The sequence below is a fragment of the Streptomyces sp. NPDC053367 genome (assembly GCF_044545925.1).
Taxonomy (GTDB): Bacteria; Actinomycetota; Actinomycetes; order Streptomycetales; family Streptomycetaceae; genus Streptomyces.
In genome coordinates, this window is sequence record NZ_JBITYN010000005.1 from 13,976 (window position 1) to 30,294 (window position 16,319).

At 71.4% G+C, this 16,319-nt stretch carries 13 protein-coding genes; 6 read left to right on the forward strand and 7 right to left on the reverse strand.

Annotation, left to right across the window (positions count from 1 at the left end; translation table 11 throughout):
- Positions 1-47: 47 nt before the first annotated feature.
- Complete coding sequence (locus tag ACIGXJ_RS15425; RefSeq protein ID WP_399645962.1) at positions 48-1,445, reverse strand: cation:dicarboxylate symporter family transporter; 1,398 nt, start codon at positions 1,443-1,445, stop codon at positions 48-50.
- A 141-nt stretch (positions 1,446-1,586) separates the two neighbouring features.
- Between ACIGXJ_RS15425 and ACIGXJ_RS15430 the strand changes: the two genes are divergently transcribed.
- Together ACIGXJ_RS15430 and ACIGXJ_RS15435 are read left to right on the forward strand one after the other, a co-directional pair.
- On the forward strand, positions 1,587-3,206 hold the full coding sequence (locus ACIGXJ_RS15430) for an ATP-binding protein (protein WP_399644896.1): 1,620 nt from the start codon (positions 1,587-1,589) through the stop codon (positions 3,204-3,206).
- A complete protein-coding gene (locus tag ACIGXJ_RS15435) occupies positions 3,203-3,883 on the forward strand; it encodes a response regulator (protein ID WP_399644898.1) in 681 nt (226 codons plus the stop codon). Before ACIGXJ_RS15430 ends, ACIGXJ_RS15435 begins: the two co-directional genes overlap by 4 nt.
- Before the next feature lie 82 nt (positions 3,884-3,965).
- Here ACIGXJ_RS15435 and ACIGXJ_RS15440 read toward each other — a convergent pair whose 3' ends face one another.
- Complete coding sequence (locus ACIGXJ_RS15440) at positions 3,966-4,535, reverse strand: hypothetical protein (protein WP_399644900.1); 570 nt, start codon at positions 4,533-4,535, stop codon at positions 3,966-3,968.
- A gap of 239 nt (positions 4,536-4,774) precedes the next feature.
- Between ACIGXJ_RS15440 and ACIGXJ_RS15445 the strand changes: the two genes are divergently transcribed.
- Positions 4,775-5,491, forward strand: coding sequence for a helix-turn-helix domain-containing protein (locus ACIGXJ_RS15445; RefSeq protein ID WP_399644902.1), 717 nt, complete (start codon positions 4,775-4,777; stop codon positions 5,489-5,491).
- A gap of 98 nt (positions 5,492-5,589) precedes the next feature.
- On the opposite strand, the gene ACIGXJ_RS15450 is transcribed toward ACIGXJ_RS15445, so the two are convergent.
- Positions 5,590-6,615 carry an ATP-dependent 6-phosphofructokinase gene (locus tag ACIGXJ_RS15450; protein WP_399644904.1) on the reverse strand — a complete coding sequence of 342 codons (1,026 nt, stop codon included), beginning with the start codon at positions 6,613-6,615 and terminating at the stop codon, positions 5,590-5,592.
- A 215-nt stretch (positions 6,616-6,830) separates the two neighbouring features.
- Between ACIGXJ_RS15450 and pta the strand changes: the two genes are divergently transcribed.
- From pta to pyk, 3 genes are all read left to right on the forward strand, one after another.
- Positions 6,831-8,921, forward strand: a complete 2,091-nt coding sequence (gene pta / locus ACIGXJ_RS15455) for a phosphate acetyltransferase (protein WP_399644906.1) — start codon at positions 6,831-6,833, stop codon at positions 8,919-8,921.
- Entirely contained in the window at positions 8,918-10,123 is a 1,206-nt protein-coding gene (locus ACIGXJ_RS15460; RefSeq protein WP_399644908.1) for an acetate kinase, read from the forward strand. Before pta ends, ACIGXJ_RS15460 begins: the two co-directional genes overlap by 4 nt.
- Positions 10,124-10,206: 83 nt before the next feature.
- Entirely contained in the window at positions 10,207-11,637 is a 1,431-nt protein-coding gene (pyk, locus tag ACIGXJ_RS15465) for a pyruvate kinase (RefSeq protein WP_399644910.1), read from the forward strand.
- A gap of 188 nt (positions 11,638-11,825) precedes the next feature.
- On the opposite strand, the gene ACIGXJ_RS15470 is transcribed toward pyk, so the two are convergent.
- From ACIGXJ_RS15470 to ACIGXJ_RS15485, 4 genes are all read right to left on the reverse strand, one after another.
- Positions 11,826-13,193, reverse strand: a complete 1,368-nt coding sequence (locus ACIGXJ_RS15470) for a hypothetical protein (RefSeq protein ID WP_399644912.1) — start codon at positions 13,191-13,193, stop codon at positions 11,826-11,828.
- Positions 13,183-13,767 (reverse strand): DUF6114 domain-containing protein, encoded by a 585-nt coding sequence (locus ACIGXJ_RS15475; RefSeq protein WP_399644915.1) that lies wholly within the window; start codon positions 13,765-13,767, stop codon positions 13,183-13,185. The genes ACIGXJ_RS15470 and ACIGXJ_RS15475 overlap by 11 nt, the downstream gene beginning before the upstream one ends.
- 207 nt (positions 13,768-13,974) lie before the next feature.
- Positions 13,975-14,607, reverse strand: a complete 633-nt coding sequence (locus ACIGXJ_RS15480) for a DUF6230 family protein (RefSeq protein ID WP_399644917.1) — start codon at positions 14,605-14,607, stop codon at positions 13,975-13,977.
- A gap of 576 nt (positions 14,608-15,183) precedes the next feature.
- Complete coding sequence (locus ACIGXJ_RS15485) at positions 15,184-16,155, reverse strand: tetratricopeptide repeat protein (protein WP_399644919.1); 972 nt, start codon at positions 16,153-16,155, stop codon at positions 15,184-15,186.
- Between the last annotated feature and the right edge of the window lie 164 nt (positions 16,156-16,319).

Sequence of the window (16,319 nt, forward strand, 5' to 3'; positions counted from 1 at the left end):
GGCGTCGGCGGTATCAGGGGCCGGGCGTCGGCGGTATCAGGGGCTGTTCAGGCCTTGGCCAGCTCCTCGCGCCGGTCCGGCACCTCGGCGGGGGCCGCGGCGTGGTCGTCCAGCAGCGTCTTCTCGTCGAAGGGCAGCCGGCCCGCGAGCACCTCCGAGACGCGCTCCTTGTCGATCTCCCTGGTCCAGGTGCCGACCAGCACGGTGGCGACCGCGTTGCCCGCGAAGTTCGTCAGGGCGCGGGCCTCGCTCATGAAGCGGTCGATGCCGACGATCAGGCCGATGCCGTCCACCAGGGCGGGCTTGTGCGACTGCAGACCGCCGGCCAGCGTGGCCAGGCCCGCGCCGGTGACACCGGCCGCGCCCTTGGAGGCGACCAGCAGGAACAGCAGCAGCGGGATCTGCTCGCCGAGGGACATCGGCGTGCCCATGGCGTCGGCGATGAACAGCGAGGCCATGGTCATGTAGATCATGGTGCCGTCGAGGTTGAAGGAGTAGCCGGTCGGGACGGTGATGCCGACCACCGGCTTGCTGACGCCGAGGTGCTCCATCTTGGCGATGAGGCGCGGCAGCGCGGACTCCGACGACGACGTCGACAGGATCAGCAGGAACTCCCGGCCGAGGTACTTGAACAGGGTGAGGATGTTCAGCCCGGCGACCACCCGCACCAGCGCGCCGAGCACGACGAAGACGAACAGGAAGCAGGTGACGTAGAAGCCGAGCATCAGCACGGCCAGGCTCTTCAGCGCGTCGAGCCCCGCCGAGCCGGTGACGGCGGCGATCGCGCCGAACGCGCCGATCGGGGCGGCCCACATCACCATCGCCAGGACCCGGAAGACCAGCCGCTGGATGTGCTCGACCCCGCGCAGGATCGGCTGCCCGGCGGCACCCATGGCCTGCAGCGCGAAGCCCACCAGCAGCGCGACCAGCAGGGTCTGCAGCACCTCGCCCGCGGTGAAGGCGGACACGATCGTCGTCGGGATGATGCCGAGCAGGAACTCGGTGGTGTCCTTCGCCTCCGGCGACACCTGCGCCTGGCCGGTCTCCTTGACGGCGTCCGTCACGGCGAGGCCGGTGCCCGGCTCCAGGATGTTGCCGACCACCAGACCGATGGCGAGCGCCACCAGCGACATGGCGAGGAAGTAGACGAGCGCGATCCCGCCGACCGCGCCGACCTTGGCCGCCTTGCGCACCGACCCGATGCCCAGCACGATCGTGCAGAAGATGATCGGCGAGATCATCATCTTGATCAGGTTCACGAAACCGGTGCCGATGGGCTTCAGCTCGACCGCGAAGTCCGGGGCGATCAGACCCACGGCGATACCGAGGGCGACCGCGACGATCACCGCGAGGTAGAGGTAGTGCGTGCGGTCCCGTCTCACTGCGGGTGCCGTTTCGGGGGTACTGGCGGCCACGGCTGCCCTCCTTGACGTCTTCGTCGGCATCACCGGCGTGCGGCTCACGTCCGGGCGAATGGGGAATGCCGTGACTATCTCCCGGCGTGTGAGGGCGGTCACGCTTGCGTTCATTGAGTTCACACGCGACGCCCTTTACCCCCCGGCGGGGCACGGGGGCACACTGACGGCATGCGCCCCCGCCTCCCCCGGCCCCGCAGTCTGGCCGGTCAGCTGTTCGCCGTGCAGGCCGTGCTGCTCGCGGTCGTCGTCGCGGGATACGCGCTGTTCACGTACGCCGGCGACCGCAGCCAGGCCGAGGAGGCCGCGGGCCGGCAGGCCATGGCGGTGGCCCGCGCGGTCGCCGACGCCCCCTCGGTGCACGCGGCGATCCGCACCTCCGACCCGACCGCGCTGCTCCAGCCGTACGCCGTGGCGGTGATGCGGGACGCCGACGTCGACTTCGTCACGATCATGAACCCGGAGGGCATCCGCTGGACCCACCCCGACGAGCGGCAGATAGGGAAACGGTTCCTCGGCCATATCGCCCCCGCACAGCGCGGCCGCGCCTTCACCGAGACCTACACCGGCACCCTCGGCCCGTCCGTGCGCGCGGTCACCCCGGTCCTGGACGACGGCCGCGTCATCGGCCTGGTCAGCGCCGGCATCAAGGTCGAGGCGATCAGCAGGCGGGTCTCCGGCCAGGTCACCGCCCTGGTCGGGGTCGCGGCCGGCGCCCTCGCCCTGGGCGCGATCGGCACGTACGTCGTCAACGCCCGGCTCCGCCGCCACACGCACGGCATGAACGCCGCCGAGCTGAGCCGGATGCACGACTACCACCAGGCCGCGCTGCACGCCGTACGCGAGGGGCTGCTCATGCTCGACGGGCAGTACCGGGTGGCGCTGATCAACGACGGCGGTCGTGAGCTGCTCGGGGTGTCCGGCGAGGTGGTCGGCCGCTCGGTGGCCGGCCTCGGCCTGCCCGCACCGCTGACGGGCGCGCTGCTGTCGTCCGAGCCGCGCGTGGACGAGGTGCATCTGACGGCGGACCGGGTGCTGGTGGTGAACACCTCGCCGGTGTCGGGCGGAGAACGCCGGGGCACGGTCGTGACCCTGCGGGACGTGACGGAACTCCAGTCCCTGATGGGCGAGCTGGACTCCGAACGCGGCTTCACCCAGGCCCTGCGCTCCCAGGCCCACGAGGCGGCGAACCGGCTGCACACGGTCGTGTCGCTGATCGAACTCGGCCGGGCCGAGGAGGCAGTGGACTTCGCGACGGCCGAGCTGGAGCTGGCCCAGGCGCTGACCGACCAGGTGGTCGCCGCGGTCGGCGAACCGGTGCTGGCGGCCCTGCTCCTGGGCAAGACCGCACAGGCCAACGAGCGCGGAGTGGAGCTGGTGGTGTCGCCGGACAGCTTCCTGGACGACGGCCTCCTGCCCGCGTCCCTGCCCCCGCGTGATCTGGTGACCATCCTCGGCAACCTGATCGACAACGCCGTCGACGCGGCCCAGGGCGGCGTGCCCGCCCGTGTGACGGTGGCGGCCTACACGGAGGGCGGCTCGGAGCTGGTGCTGCGCGTGTCGGACACGGGGGCGGGCGTGGACCCCGCACAGGCCGAGCTGGTGTTCCAGCGCGGCTACTCGACCAAGCCGGCGGGGCCGGGCGGCCGGGGCCTGGGGCTCGCCCTGGTACGGCAGGCCGTGCACCGGCACGAGGGGACACTGACGGTGACGGAGGCCGTCGGCGGCGGGGCGTCGTTCGAGGTGCGGCTGCCGCTTCGCCCGGCGCCGGTGGGGGGAGGCCCGGCGTGACGGGCACGGCTCCCATCAGAGTGCTGGTCGTGGAGGACGACCCCGTGGCCGCCGACGCGCATGTGCTGTACGTCGGCCGGGTGCCCGGGTTCGTCGCGGTCGGGAAGGCGCACACGGGGGCGGAGGCCCGGCGGGCGCTGGAGCGCACCCCGGTGGACCTCCTGCTGCTGGACCTGCACCTGCCGGACGTGCACGGGCTCCAACTGGCCCGTTCCCTGAGGGCTGCGGGCCATCACGCGGATGTGATCGCGGTGACCTCCGCGCGGGACCTCGCCGTGGTCCGCGAAGGGGTGTCGCTCGGAGTCGTCCAGTACGTCCTGAAACCCTTCACCTTCGCGACGCTACGGGACCGGCTGGTGCGGTACGCCGAGTTCCGCGGGGCCGCCGGTGAGGCGAGCGGCCAGGACGAGGTCGACCGGGCGCTGGCCGCGCTGCGCGCACCGGGGCCCGCCGCCCTGCCCAAGGGTCTGAGCGCGCCGACCCTGGAGCGGGTGACCACCGCTCTGCGGGAGGCCGCGGAGGGGCTCACGGCTGCGGGGGTCGCCGGGGCGGTGGGGATCTCGCGGATCACCGCCCGGCGCTATCTGGAACACCTGGTGGAGACGGGGCGGGCGGGGCGGAGTCCGCTGTACGGGCAGGTCGGGAGGCCGGAGCTGGTGTACCGGTGGGGGCGGTGAGACGGCCGGCCCGAAAGGGGCAGGGCGTTGCGCACCCCGGCGGGCCGGCGGCAGTCTTCGGGCGCGCGCCGGCGGTACGGCGTCACGGCGGGGTCAGCGCCGGTCCGGCCGGCCGCGTGTACCGCACGACCTGCACGCCGAGCCCGAGCAGCGCCAGGGCCTCCAGCACGGACATCCCGACCAGCAGGCCGCCGCCCTCCCCGCTCGCCCAGAACACGACCAGCGCCGCCAGCGGCACCGCGCAGAAGGCGACCAGGTCCACGACGCACTGGATCGCCTTGCGGGACCTGCGCCGCGCGTCACGCCGGTGGTACGCCTCCCAGCCGAAGGTGGTGAAGCCGCTGCCGGGGTCGGTGAGCTGGGCGGCCAGCCGGGGCCCCAGCTCGTCCCGCACGTAGAGCCCTATCGCCGAGATCTTCTCGTCGTTGACGAGGTACGTCCAGCCGAGCACGACGCACACCGGCGGCAGGGCGAGCAGCATCCCCGGCTGCTCGGCCTGGGCCGCGGCGGCGATGACGGCGGCCGCCGCGGCGAGGGTGACGTAGAGCAGGTTGTCACGGAAGCCGATGCGGGTCTTCTGCTCGTCCTTGACCGTCTGGTACTCGGCGAGCAGCAACTGCCCGACGCCGACTCCCCGTTCGTGCTCGGCCATCGCCGACGCCCCCTTCCCCCGGACCACTTGGGCAGTACCTTAGAGGGGGGTGCCGCACAGCCACTCGCGGGCCGCCCCGGCACTCGGCGGTCGTGGTCCCGACGGCGCTCCCGGGGCTGTCAAGGGGTGACCCGTAAGTAACACTCCGTGGCGGGAAAAACCGTACGTTCATACAATGCGTGATTGTGGCCGAACAGACCGTAGTCACCACGGTGGTCGCACCTCTAGCTTGAGGTCCCGTGCGCCAACCCTCAGCTCAGCCGAACCACACCGGTCCGCCCTTCAACGCCCCCGCCGCCCGCAGGCTCCGTGCCGCGCTCGGCATGGGGCCCGAACACGTCGCCTACGGGCTGCGTGCCTCCTACGGCCTGCCCTATGTCACGCCCGACCTCGTCATCGCCTGGGAGCGCGGGACCCTCAGCCCGAGCAACCCGGAGCTCACCGCGCTCGCGGGGGTGCTGTGGTGCTCGCCGGGCGAGCTCATCGGGCGGGCCCGGACCCTGCGGGAGCACCGCATCGCCCGGGCACTGGCCCCGGAGGACGTCGCGCGGGCCGTCGGGCACGAGCTCGACGCGTATCTGCGGATGGAGGAGACCGGCCAGTGGCGTGGCTCGGAGCGGCAGGCCGCCGCTCTGGCCGAGGTGCTGGAGCTGTCCCTGCCCGACCTGGTGACCGTCACCGGGCGCGAGGCCAAGCTCGCCGAGCTGCTGCGCAGCGCGGTCGCCACGCGCTGGCAGGCGTATGTGCGGCCCGTGGGGAAGATCGTTCCGCTGGAGCGGCGACAGCTGGAGCACACGCTCCAGGCGCTGCACCAGGAGTACCAGGGGCAGATGGTCGCCAGCCTCAGCTGGGCGGGCGGCAACGCGGCCGACGACTCACGGGACGCCGGCCGCGACTTCCTCGACCGGATCGTCGAGCGCTTCTGGACGGCCCTGGAGGAGAGCGCCGCCTACTGAGACACCTCCGGGCGAGCCGGAATGCGACCGGTACGCCGCCGACCGGGACGCCTCCTGGCGAGATGCCCGCGGCCGGGGCGCTTGCCGCCGAGCCGGCTCTAGAAGACCGACTCCGCCTCGTCCATCCGGTCCTTGGGTACGGTCTTCAGCTCGGTGACCGCCTCCGCCAGCGGCACCATCACGATGTCGGTGCCCCGCAGCGCGGTCATCCGGCCGAACTCGCCCCGGTGTGCGGCCTCGACGGCGTGCCAGCCGAAGCGGGTGGCGAGGACGCGGTCGTACGCGGTCGGGGTGCCGCCGCGCTGGACGTGGCCGAGGATGACCGGCTTGGCCTCCTTGCCGAGGCGGCGCTCCAGCTCGTGGGCGAGGGCGGTGCCGATGCCCTGGAAGCGCTCGTGGCCGAACTGGTCGATGGCGCCCTTGCCGTAGTCCATGGTGCCGTCGGCGGGGTGGGCGCCCTCGGCGACGCAGATGACGGCGAACTTCTTGCCGCGGGCGAAGCGCTCCTCGACCATCTTCACCAGGTCGGCCGGGTCGAAGGGGCGCTCGGGCAGGCAGATGCCGTGGGCGCCGCCGGCCATGCCGGACTCCAGGGCGATCCAGCCGGCGTGGCGGCCCATCACCTCGACGACCATCACCCGCTGGTGGGACTCGGCCGTGGTCTTCAGGCGGTCCATGGCCTCGGTCGCCACGCCGACGGCGGTGTCGAAACCGAAGGTGCGGTCGGTGGAGGAGATGTCGTTGTCGATGGTCTTGGGCACGCCGACCACCGGCACGCCCGCGTCGGACAGCATGCGGGCGGCGGTCAGGGTGCCCTCGCCGCCGATCGGGATGAGGGCGTCGAAGCCGCTCTTCTCGATGAGTTCCTTGGCGTTGTCGCAGGCCGCGCGGAAGCGGTCGCGCTCCAGCCGGGAGGAACCGAGGATGGTGCCGCCACGGGCGAGGATGCCGCTGACCGCGTTGAGGTCGAGCGGGCGGTAGCGGCCGTCCAGCAGGCCCGCGTAACCGTCCTCGAAGCCGATGACCTCGTCACCGTAGTTCGTGACCGCTCGGTGCACGACCGACCGGATCACTGCGTTCAGGCCGGGGCAGTCGCCGCCTGCGGTGAGAACTCCGATACGCATCGTGCTGTGTCTCCTGCTCGCTGTGGTTCCGGTGAGCCGGTTCCGATTGTTCCACGTCCCACAGCGCGCTGCCGCCTCCCGACTTGACGGGCGCCTTATCTATAGGGGGAGGTATTGTCAAGAGGGTTCAGCTCACCTCGGTGGGCGATTTTTATGACAGCCCGGCGGGCAGGCCCAGGGCACCGACACCACCACCCATGAAACGGAGAGCACGCGTGACGCGCAGCGTGTACGTGACCGGTATCGACCGCGGCGACGGCCGCCAGGTCGTCGAGCTGGGGGTCATGGAACTGCTGACCCGCCAGGTCGACCGGGTGGGTGTCTTCCGCCCCCTCGTCCACGACGGCCCGGACCGGCTCTTCGAGCTGCTGCGCGCCCGCTACCGGCTCTCGCAGGACCCGGCGACGGTCTATGGCATGGACTACCACGAGGCGTCCGCGCTCCAGGCCGAGCAGGGCACGGACGAGCTGGTGTCGGTGCTGGTGGACCGCTTCCATGCGGTGGCCCGCGACTACGACGTGGTGCTGGTGCTCGGCACGGACTTCGCCGACACCCAGCTGCCGGACGAGCTGGCCCTCAACGCGCGCCTGGCCAACGAGTTCGGCGCGTCGGTGATCCCGGTGGTGGGCGGCCGCAAGCAGACCGCCGAAGCGGTGCGGGCCGAGACCCGCAACGCCTACCGCGCCTACGACACCCTCGGCTGCGACGTGCTGGCGATGGTCGCCAACCGGGTCGAGCGCGAGGACCGCGAGCTGATCGCCGACAAGCTGGCCTCCCGGCTGCCCGTCCCCTGTTACGTCGTCCCCGACGAGCCCGCGCTGTCCGCGCCGACGGTCTCCCAGATCGCCCAGACCCTCGGCGCGAAGGTGCTGCTCGGCGACGACTCGGGGCTGGCCCGGGACGCGCTCGGCTTCGTGTTCGGCGGCGCGATGCTGCCGAACTTCCTGGGCGCCCTGACCCCCGGCTGCATGGTCGTCACCCCCGGGGACCGGGCCGACCTGGTCATCGGCGCGCTCGCCGCGCACAGCGCGGGCACCCCGCCGATAGCCGGCATGCTCCTCACCCTGGACGAGGTGCCCAGCGACGAGGTCCTCACCCTCGCCGCCCGTCTCGCCCCGGGCACGCCGGTGCTGTCGGTGTCCGGCAACAGCTTCCCCACCGCCGAGCAGCTGTTCTCCCTGGAGGGCAAGCTCAACGCGGCCACCCCGCGCAAGGCGGAGACCGCGCTCGGCCTGTTCGAGCGGTACGTCGACACCGCCGACCTCGCCCGGCGGGTCTCGGCGCCCAGCTCCGACCGGGTCACCCCGATGATGTTCGAGCACAAGCTGCTGGAGCAGGCCCGCTCCGACCGGCGCCGGGTCGTGCTGCCGGAGGGCACCGAGGTGCGGGTGCTGCACGCGGCGGAGGTGCTGCTGCGCCGCAACGTCTGCGATCTGACGCTGCTCGGCCCGGTCGACCAGATCCGCAAGAAGGCCGCCGACCTGGGCATCGACCTCGGTGACTGCCAGTTGATCGACCCCTCCACCAGCGAGCTGCGCGACCGGTTCGCCGAGAAGTACGCCGGGTTCCGCGCCCACAAGGGCGTCACGGTCGAGCTGGCGTACGACGTCGTCTCGGACGTGAACTACTTCGGCACGCTGATGGTCCAGGAGGGCCTCGCCGACGGCATGGTGTCCGGTTCGGTGCACTCCACCGCCGCGACCATCCGGCCCGCCTTCGAGATCATCAAGACCAAGCCGGACGCCTCGATCGTGTCGTCGGTGTTCTTCATGTGCCTGGCCGACAAGGTCCTCGTCTACGGCGACTGCGCGGTCAACCCCGACCCGGACGCCGAGCAGCTCGCCGACATCGCCGTCCAGTCGGCGGCGACGGCCGCGCAGTTCGGGGTGGAGCCGCGGATCGCGATGCTGTCGTACTCGACGGGTACGTCGGGCTCGGGCGCGGACGTGGACAAGGTGCGCGAGGCGACCGGGCTGGTGCGCTCCCGGCGCCCCGACCTGCAGATCGAGGGGCCGATCCAGTACGACGCGGCCGTGGAGCCGACCGTCGCCGCGACCAAGCTGCCGGAGTCCGACGTGGCCGGGCAGGCAACGGTTCTGATCTTCCCGGACCTCAATACAGGTAACAACACCTACAAGGCCGTGCAGCGCTCGGCCGGCGCGATCGCCGTCGGGCCGGTGCTGCAGGGTCTGCGCAAGCCCGTCAACGACCTGTCCCGGGGCGCGCTCGTCCAGGACATCGTCAACACCGTCGCCATCACGGCGATCCAGGCCCAGAACCCGAGCGAGAAGGCATCCCTCCTGTGAGCTCCACGCGCGTCCTCGTCCTCAACTCCGGCTCCTCGTCGCTGAAGTACCAGCTGCTCGACATGCGCGACAGCAGCCGGCCGGCGACGGGCCTCGTCGAGCGCATCGGCGAGCAGACCTCCCGGCTCAAGCACACGCCGGCGGGCGGGGAGTCCCGCGAGCGGACCGGCCCGATAGCCGACCACGACGCCGCGCTGAAGGCGGTGGCCGCCGAGCTCGCCAAGGACGGGCTCGGACTGGACTCGCCCGAGCTGGCCGCGATCGGCCACCGGGTGGTGCACGGCGGGAAGCACTTCACGCGGCCGACCGTCGTCGACGACACCGTCCTCGCCGAGATCGAGCGGCTCATCCCGGTCGCCCCGCTGCACAACCCGGCCAACCTCACCGGCATCCGCACGGCCCGGCACCTGCGCCCGGACCTGCCGCAGGTCGCGGTGTTCGACACCGCGTTCCACACGACCATGCCGGAGTCGGCCGCCCGCTACGCCATCGACGTGAAGACGGCCGACGAGCACCGCGTCCGCCGCTACGGCTTCCACGGCACCTCGCACGCCTATGTCTCCCGGGCGACGGCGAAGCTGCTGGGCCGGGCGCCGGAGGACGTCAACGTGATCGTGCTGCACCTCGGCAACGGCGCGTCCGCCTCCGCCGTGCGGGGCGGGATGTGCGTGGACACCTCCATGGGGCTGACGCCCTTGGAGGGGCTGGTGATGGGTACACGCTCCGGAGATGTCGATCCGGCCGTCATCTTCCATTTGATGCGTGTCGGTGGAATGTCCGCCGACGAGATCGACACTCTTCTCAACAAGAAGAGCGGGTTGATCGGGCTGTGCGGGGACAACGACATGCGGGAGATCCGCCGGCGCATCGACGAGGGCGACGAACAGGCGCGCCTCGCCTTCGACATCTACATTCACCGGTTGAAGAAGTACATCGGCGCCTATTACGCCGTTCTCGGCCGGGTGGACGCGGTCGCGTTCACCGCCGGGGTCGGGGAGAACGCGGCGGAGGTGCGGGAGGCCGCCGTCGCGGGCCTGGAGGAGCTGGGGCTCGCGGTCGACGCCGGGCTGAACGCCGTGCGCGGGGACGAGCCGCGGCTGATTTCGCCCGACTTCGCGCGCGTGGCCGTCGCGGTGGTGCCGACGGATGAAGAACTGGAGATAGCGACGCAGACCTACGCACTGGTGAGAAAAGACAAGTGAGCCCACCTGAGCAAAAGGGCACTCATTTGTATCTTCCACCAGACGGAATATTCCGGAGCGAAACAAACGGATAGGATCGCCCCATGCGCCGTTCGAAAATCGTCTGTACTCTCGGCCCCGCGGTCGACTCCCACGAACAGCTCGTGTCGCTGATCGAGGCCGGCATGAACGTGGCCCGCTTCAACTTCAGCCATGGCACGCACGCCGAGCACCAGGGCCGGTACGACCGGCTCCGGGGTGCCGCCAAGGAGACCGGCCGGGCCATCGGTGTCCTCGCCGACCTCCAGGGCCCCAAGATCCGTCTCGAGACCTTCGCCGAGGGCCCCGTCGAGCTGGTGCGCGGTGACGAGTTCACCATCACCACGGAGGACGTCCCGGGCGACCGGACGATCTGCGGCACCACCTACAAGGGCCTGCCCGGTGACGTCTCGCGCGGCGACCAGATCCTGATCAACGACGGCAACGTCGAGCTGAAGGTCCTGGACGTCGAGGGCGCGCGGGTGCGGACGATCGTCATCGAGGGCGGCGTCATCTCCGACCACAAGGGCATCAACCTGCCCGGCGCGGCCGTCAACGTGCCCGCGCTCAGCGAGAAGGACATCGAGGACCTCCGCTTCGCGCTCCGCATGGGCTGCGACCTGGTCGCGCTGTCCTTCGTCCGGGACGCCAAGGACGTCGCCGACGTCCACCGCGTCATGGACGAGGAGGGCCGCCGGGTCCCCGTCATCGCCAAGGTGGAGAAGCCGCAGGCGGTGGAGAACATGGAGGACGTCGTCATGGCGTTCGACGGTGTGATGGTCGCGCGTGGCGACCTCGCCGTCGAGTACCCGCTGGAGCGGGTCCCCATGGTGCAGAAGCGCCTCATCGAGCTGTGCCGCCGCAACGCCAAGCCGGTGATCGTGGCGACCCAGATGATGGAGTCGATGATCACCAACTCCCGGCCGACCCGCGCCGAGGCCTCCGACGTGGCCAACGCGATCCTGGACGGCGCGGACGCGGTCATGCTGTCCGCCGAGTCGAGCGTGGGCGCGTACCCGATCGAGACCGTGAAGACGATGTCGAAGATCGTCACCGCGGCCGAGCAGGAGCTGATGAGCAAGGGCCTGCAGCCGCTGGTGCCGGGCAAGAAGCCGCGCACGCAGGGCGGTTCGGTGGCCCGTGCGGCCTGCGAGATCGCCGACTTCCTCGGCGGCAAGGGCCTGGTGGCCTTCACGCAGTCCGGAGACACCGCCCGCCGGCTCTCCCGCTACCGTGCCGCGCAGCCGATCATCGCGTTCACCACGGACGAGGGCACCCGCAACCAGCTGGCGCTCAGCTGGGGCGTGGAGCCGCACGTGGTGCCGTTCGTGAACAGCACCGACGAGATGGTCGACCTGGTGGACCAGGAGATGGTCCGTCTGGGCCGGTTCGACCAGGGCGACACCGTGGTGATCACGGCCGGCTCGCCCCCCGGCGTCCCCGGCACCACCAACATGGTCCGCGTCCACCACCTGGGCGGCGGCGAGCGCGCCTGACGCACACGCCCGACCGGGCCCGCGACACCGCACGGCACCGAGGGCGCCCCTTCTCATGGAGAGGGGCGCCCTCGGTCGTACGCGCCGGGTGTCAGCCCTCTCGGGAAAGAGCCGTGGCCCGGTCCTTCCCACTGGAGGACCGGGCCACGGCTCTGTGTTGCGGCTCCCGGACGGGCTCTGCGGGGCTGTCAGTCGGTGATGAACTGGTGCAGCCCGGGGACGTGCAGGTCGCCGCCGAACTGGCCGGCCTGGGTGACCTCGACGTCGGTGAAGTAGATCAGCGGGATGTTCAGCGGCGGCGGGTTCTCCGGGCTGAAGGTGACCGGGATCAGGCCGAACAGCTTGCCCGAGATCTTCTCCGTGTACATGGTCGTCTTGCCGTTGGTGATGGTCGACTTCGACCCCTTGGCGGCCTGGACGTGGTAGGTCTTGCCGCCGTCCTGGTCCTTGACGAGCTGGTGCAGGTCGCCGATCTCGGTGCCGTCGCTGATGACGTACTTCAGCACCTTCTTGACCGTGCCGCCCGCGGTCCGCACCTCGACTATGCCCTGGTAGTCGGCGCCCTTGAGGAGCAGGGAGCTGGCCTCCAGGCGCCAGGGCCGGTCGGGGAGCTGCGGCGCGTTCGCGTACTCGCCCTCCGCGTCGGTGGCCACCGGGCAGTCCTCGGGGTCCACGCTCTCGGAGGCGGACGGGCTGGGCGTGGCCGTGGCGGACGGAGCCTCGGAGGCGGCCTCCTCGGCCTTGTCGCCGGCCTCGTCGACGGTGTCCGTGACGTCCCCGGCCGTGTCGCCCGCGGTGTCGCCGACCGTGTCGCCGGTGTCCTCGACGGTGTCCTTCGCCGTCTCGACCGGGTCGGGGGCCGGGGCCTGGGTGTCGGGCGCGCTCGGCGTGGCCGTGGGCGTGGGCGTGGCGGTGGAGGGCGCCGGGGCGGGGGCCTCCTCCTCCTGGCCGCCGGTGAGCAGGTCGCCGAGTGCGTCGCCGATGCCCAGCGGGTCCAGCGGGTTGCCGGTCTCGGTCTCGGAGGGTGCGGGCTCGGCGGACTGCGGGGTGGTGTCCGTGTCCGTCGAGCCGGCCGGCTGCTCGGGGGCCTCGGTCGTCGGGGTCGGCGCGGGGGTGTCCGTGCCGGAGCCGGTGTCCGTGTCCGTGCCGGTGTCGCCGGTGCCGGTGTCCGTGCCCGTGTCGGAGCCGGTGTCGGTCGAACCGCCGTCGGAGGGACCGCCGTCCGCGGTCTCCGAGGCGCTCGGGGACGGGGTGGCGGAGGGCTCGGCACTCTCGTCGGCCCCGTCCGCGCCGTCCTGGGCGACCTCCAGGGCCTCCACGCAGGCCTGGTACTCCTCGGCCGTCAGCCGCTTGGGGTCCTGGCCCTCGGCCTGGGCGAGGGGGCCCATGCCGACGCCCATCAGGACGGCGGTGGGCATCGCCGCGAGCGCGATGGCACGGCCCGTAGGCATGTGCAGTCGGGTCAGGAGCGGCTTCTTCGGGGCTGCGTGGCGCGGCCCTGTTCTGCTGCGCGGCTCGGCCGCGACGTCGTCCGCGCCCTGCGGCTCAGCCGGCACGGTGCCTCCCGTTGTCGTTGTCGGGCACGACGTCCTCGCTGTGCTCACGGGGGCCGGGAACGGCGCCCGCGCTCTCCTCGACGGGCTGCGGCGCGGGTCCGGGGTCCTCCGGCAGGGTCCCGGCGGGAGCGGCCCCGGCCGGGGTCTCGTCCTGCGCGGGGGTGCCCTTCGCGGGCTCCTCGCCCGGCGCCCAGGACAGCGCGAGCGCGCCGCCGACCAGGGCGAGCAGGAAGCCGATCACGAAGCCGCCGATGTTGGACACCACCAGCGAGACCAGGGCCAGCACGATCGAGGCGACGCCCGCGAAGATGCGGGTGGCCTGCTGGAACCACATGGTCAGGCCGAGCGTGACCAGAAGGACACCGATGATCAGGGAGCCCGCACCGGCCGTCGTCGCCATGGCGATGGAGACGTGGCCCAGCTTGAGGGTGGCGTACGGGAAGTAGGCGATCGGCACACCGCCGAGCAGTGTGAACAGGCCCGCCCAGAAAGGCCGGTCGCCCCGCCAGGCGCGGAACCGCAGTCGCGTCCGGGTGAAGGCCCCGGCGCTCTGGACCGGAGTCACGGCACTCATGGAAAAACAGCTCCCTGGATCCGGGGGAAGTACGTACCGGCGCTGTCGCCGTGGAGAGTTCGAGGTCGGCGCGCGAAGAGCGAGCGGTGCCCGGTGCTCCCGCGCCGGACGAGGGGTCCTGGCGGGGAGTCCGGTCGGGCGGGGAAGCGGTCGCTCCCCCGCCCGGCGGTCAGCTCAAGTACCGTCAGGTACCCGCGCGACGGAGGCTCAGAAGCACTCCATCTTGGAGTCGGTGCCGAGCCGCAGGCTCAGTCCGCTCAGCTTGAACGTGCCGGCGGTGGTGGCCCACGCCGTCTGCTTGGCGTCGTCGAGGATCGCCTTGTCCGCCTGCTGGGCGAAGCCGCCCGGCAGCACACCCTTGTCGGTGACGGCCGGACCCTTGTTCTGGTCCTTGACGGCCACGCCGATGTCGATGCCCTTGAAGGTGGCGTCGGCGTCGAGCTGGGCGATGTCGAGGTACAGGTTGTCCGCGACGACCGGGTCCTTGTGACCGGCCTCCAGGCGCATGTAGACGGTGCCCAGGAGCGGGATGTCCGTCTTCAGCGACTGGCACATGTTGTTGATCTCGGCGTGCTTGAACGTCGAGATCGCGACGGGGCGCTTGGTGGTCTTGGAACCACTGATGTCGGTGTAACCCTCGTCGACACCGCCGTACTGGGCGAAGCCGTCACCTTCGAGGTGACCGGCGCGCACCTTGAACTGCTGGCCGGAGACGGCGAACGACGCGGCGAGCGCACCCTGCGCCAGACCCACGCCGACCGCTGCGGCCGCGGCGACGCTGGGCACCATGACCACAGCGAACCGCTTCCATCTGGTCCCGCCACGAGGCTTGGAACCCATGATTTCCTCCTTCTCGGACGTACATCTCCGGCCCTGACTGCCACTTGACGGCGGCTCAGCCGGGCAGGGATGGGAGAAGTGCTACGTCCTCGGTAAGGAGAGCGCCCGCGCTCGGTGGCGCGTACCGCGCCCGAATCACCGGCGATCACCCCCGAGCGACAACCACTGGTCGCGCCTGACACACATCACGCACAACCTTGCTGGACAGGCTTCGCCGAGCGGCGAAGACCCCCCTGCCCTAGAGCCGGCTCCACTGCTGCCGTCTCTGCTCGGTGGGGACCCAGGAGCTGTCGCGACCCGACCGGCTGCCGGGGTACGTCAATGGACCGAGCGTGGCCGATCGTGGTGCATCTTCGCCGCCCGCACAAGGGGTTCGTTACTCGCTAGTAACGGCCGGATAACCGAACAACGACCCACTGATCTCGGTCGTTGACGCTCGGTGGCAGAGAGGTGCGGGACAAAACTATTGATCGCTGGACAGAGTCCGACAGATCGATGCCCTGGACTTACTTGCAGTAACAGCGGCCGCGATTACCAAGATTTGGTAAAGCGCGGCCGCTGCAGGGGTTCGGAGGCTCAGAACAGGGCGCGGGCCAGGGCCCGGCGCGCCGCGGCCACCCGCGGGTCGTCCGCGCCGACCACCTCGAACAGTTCGAGGAGCCGCAGCCGTACGGTGTCCCGGTCGTCACCCACCGTGCGCTGCACCGTGTCGATCAGCCGCCCGAAGGCGTCCTCCACATGACCGCCCACCAGGTCGAGGTCGGCGGCGGCGATCTGCGCCCGCACATCGGCCGGCCGGTCGGCGGCGTCCCGGCGCACCTGCTGCGGGTCGAGGTCCTGCACCCGCTGGAGCAGCTCGGCCTGCGCCAGACCGAGCTTGGCCTCGGGGTGCACCGGGTCGTCGGCCAGTACGTTCTTGTACGCCTGGACGGCGCCGGCCAGGTCACCGGCGTCCAGGGCCCGGGCGGCGGCGTTGAGCAGGGAGTCGTAGGGGCCGGCCGCGGGCGCGGCGGGCTGGGCGGCGCCGGGCTCGGCGTCCGGGTCGACGGTGAGGCCGGTCAGGCCGAAGCGCTGCTCGGCGACCTGCACCAGCTGATCGAGGGTCTGGCGGATCTGGGCTTCGCCCGCGGCGCCCTGGAAGAGCGGCAGCGCCTGTCCCGCGACGACCGCGAAGACGGCCGGGATCCCCTGGATCCCGAACTGCTGCATCAGCATCTGGTTGGCGTCGACGTCGATCTTGGCGAGCAGGAAGCGCCCGTCGTACTCGACGGCGAGCCGCTCGAGGACCGGGCTCAGCTGCTTGCAGGGCTCGCACCACTCGGCCCAGAAGTCGATGACGACCGGTACCTCGGCGGAGCGCTGCAGGACATCCTGCTCGAACCCCGCCTCATCGACGTCGATGACGAGGTCGGCCGGGGACACGGCCCCGCTCCCGCCGCGCCGCGCCGCTTCGGCGCGCGCCTGCTCCGCCTTCGCCTTGGCCTCCTGGGCCGCCTTGACCGCTGCGAGGTCGACGACGCCGCTCATGGACATGTTCCGTGGCTGCATGCGTCTATCCTCCCCCGTACCCGCGCGGTAATGAAAAAGAGCCGTCCGGCGGCACCGGGTCCCCACCCGCGCCGTGCGGCCGTCGTCACCCGTGTACGTCCCTCACGAGCTTTCGATACGAGTCGTAGCGTAATAGGGAAGGGGCCCGCCGGGGAGCCCGTATC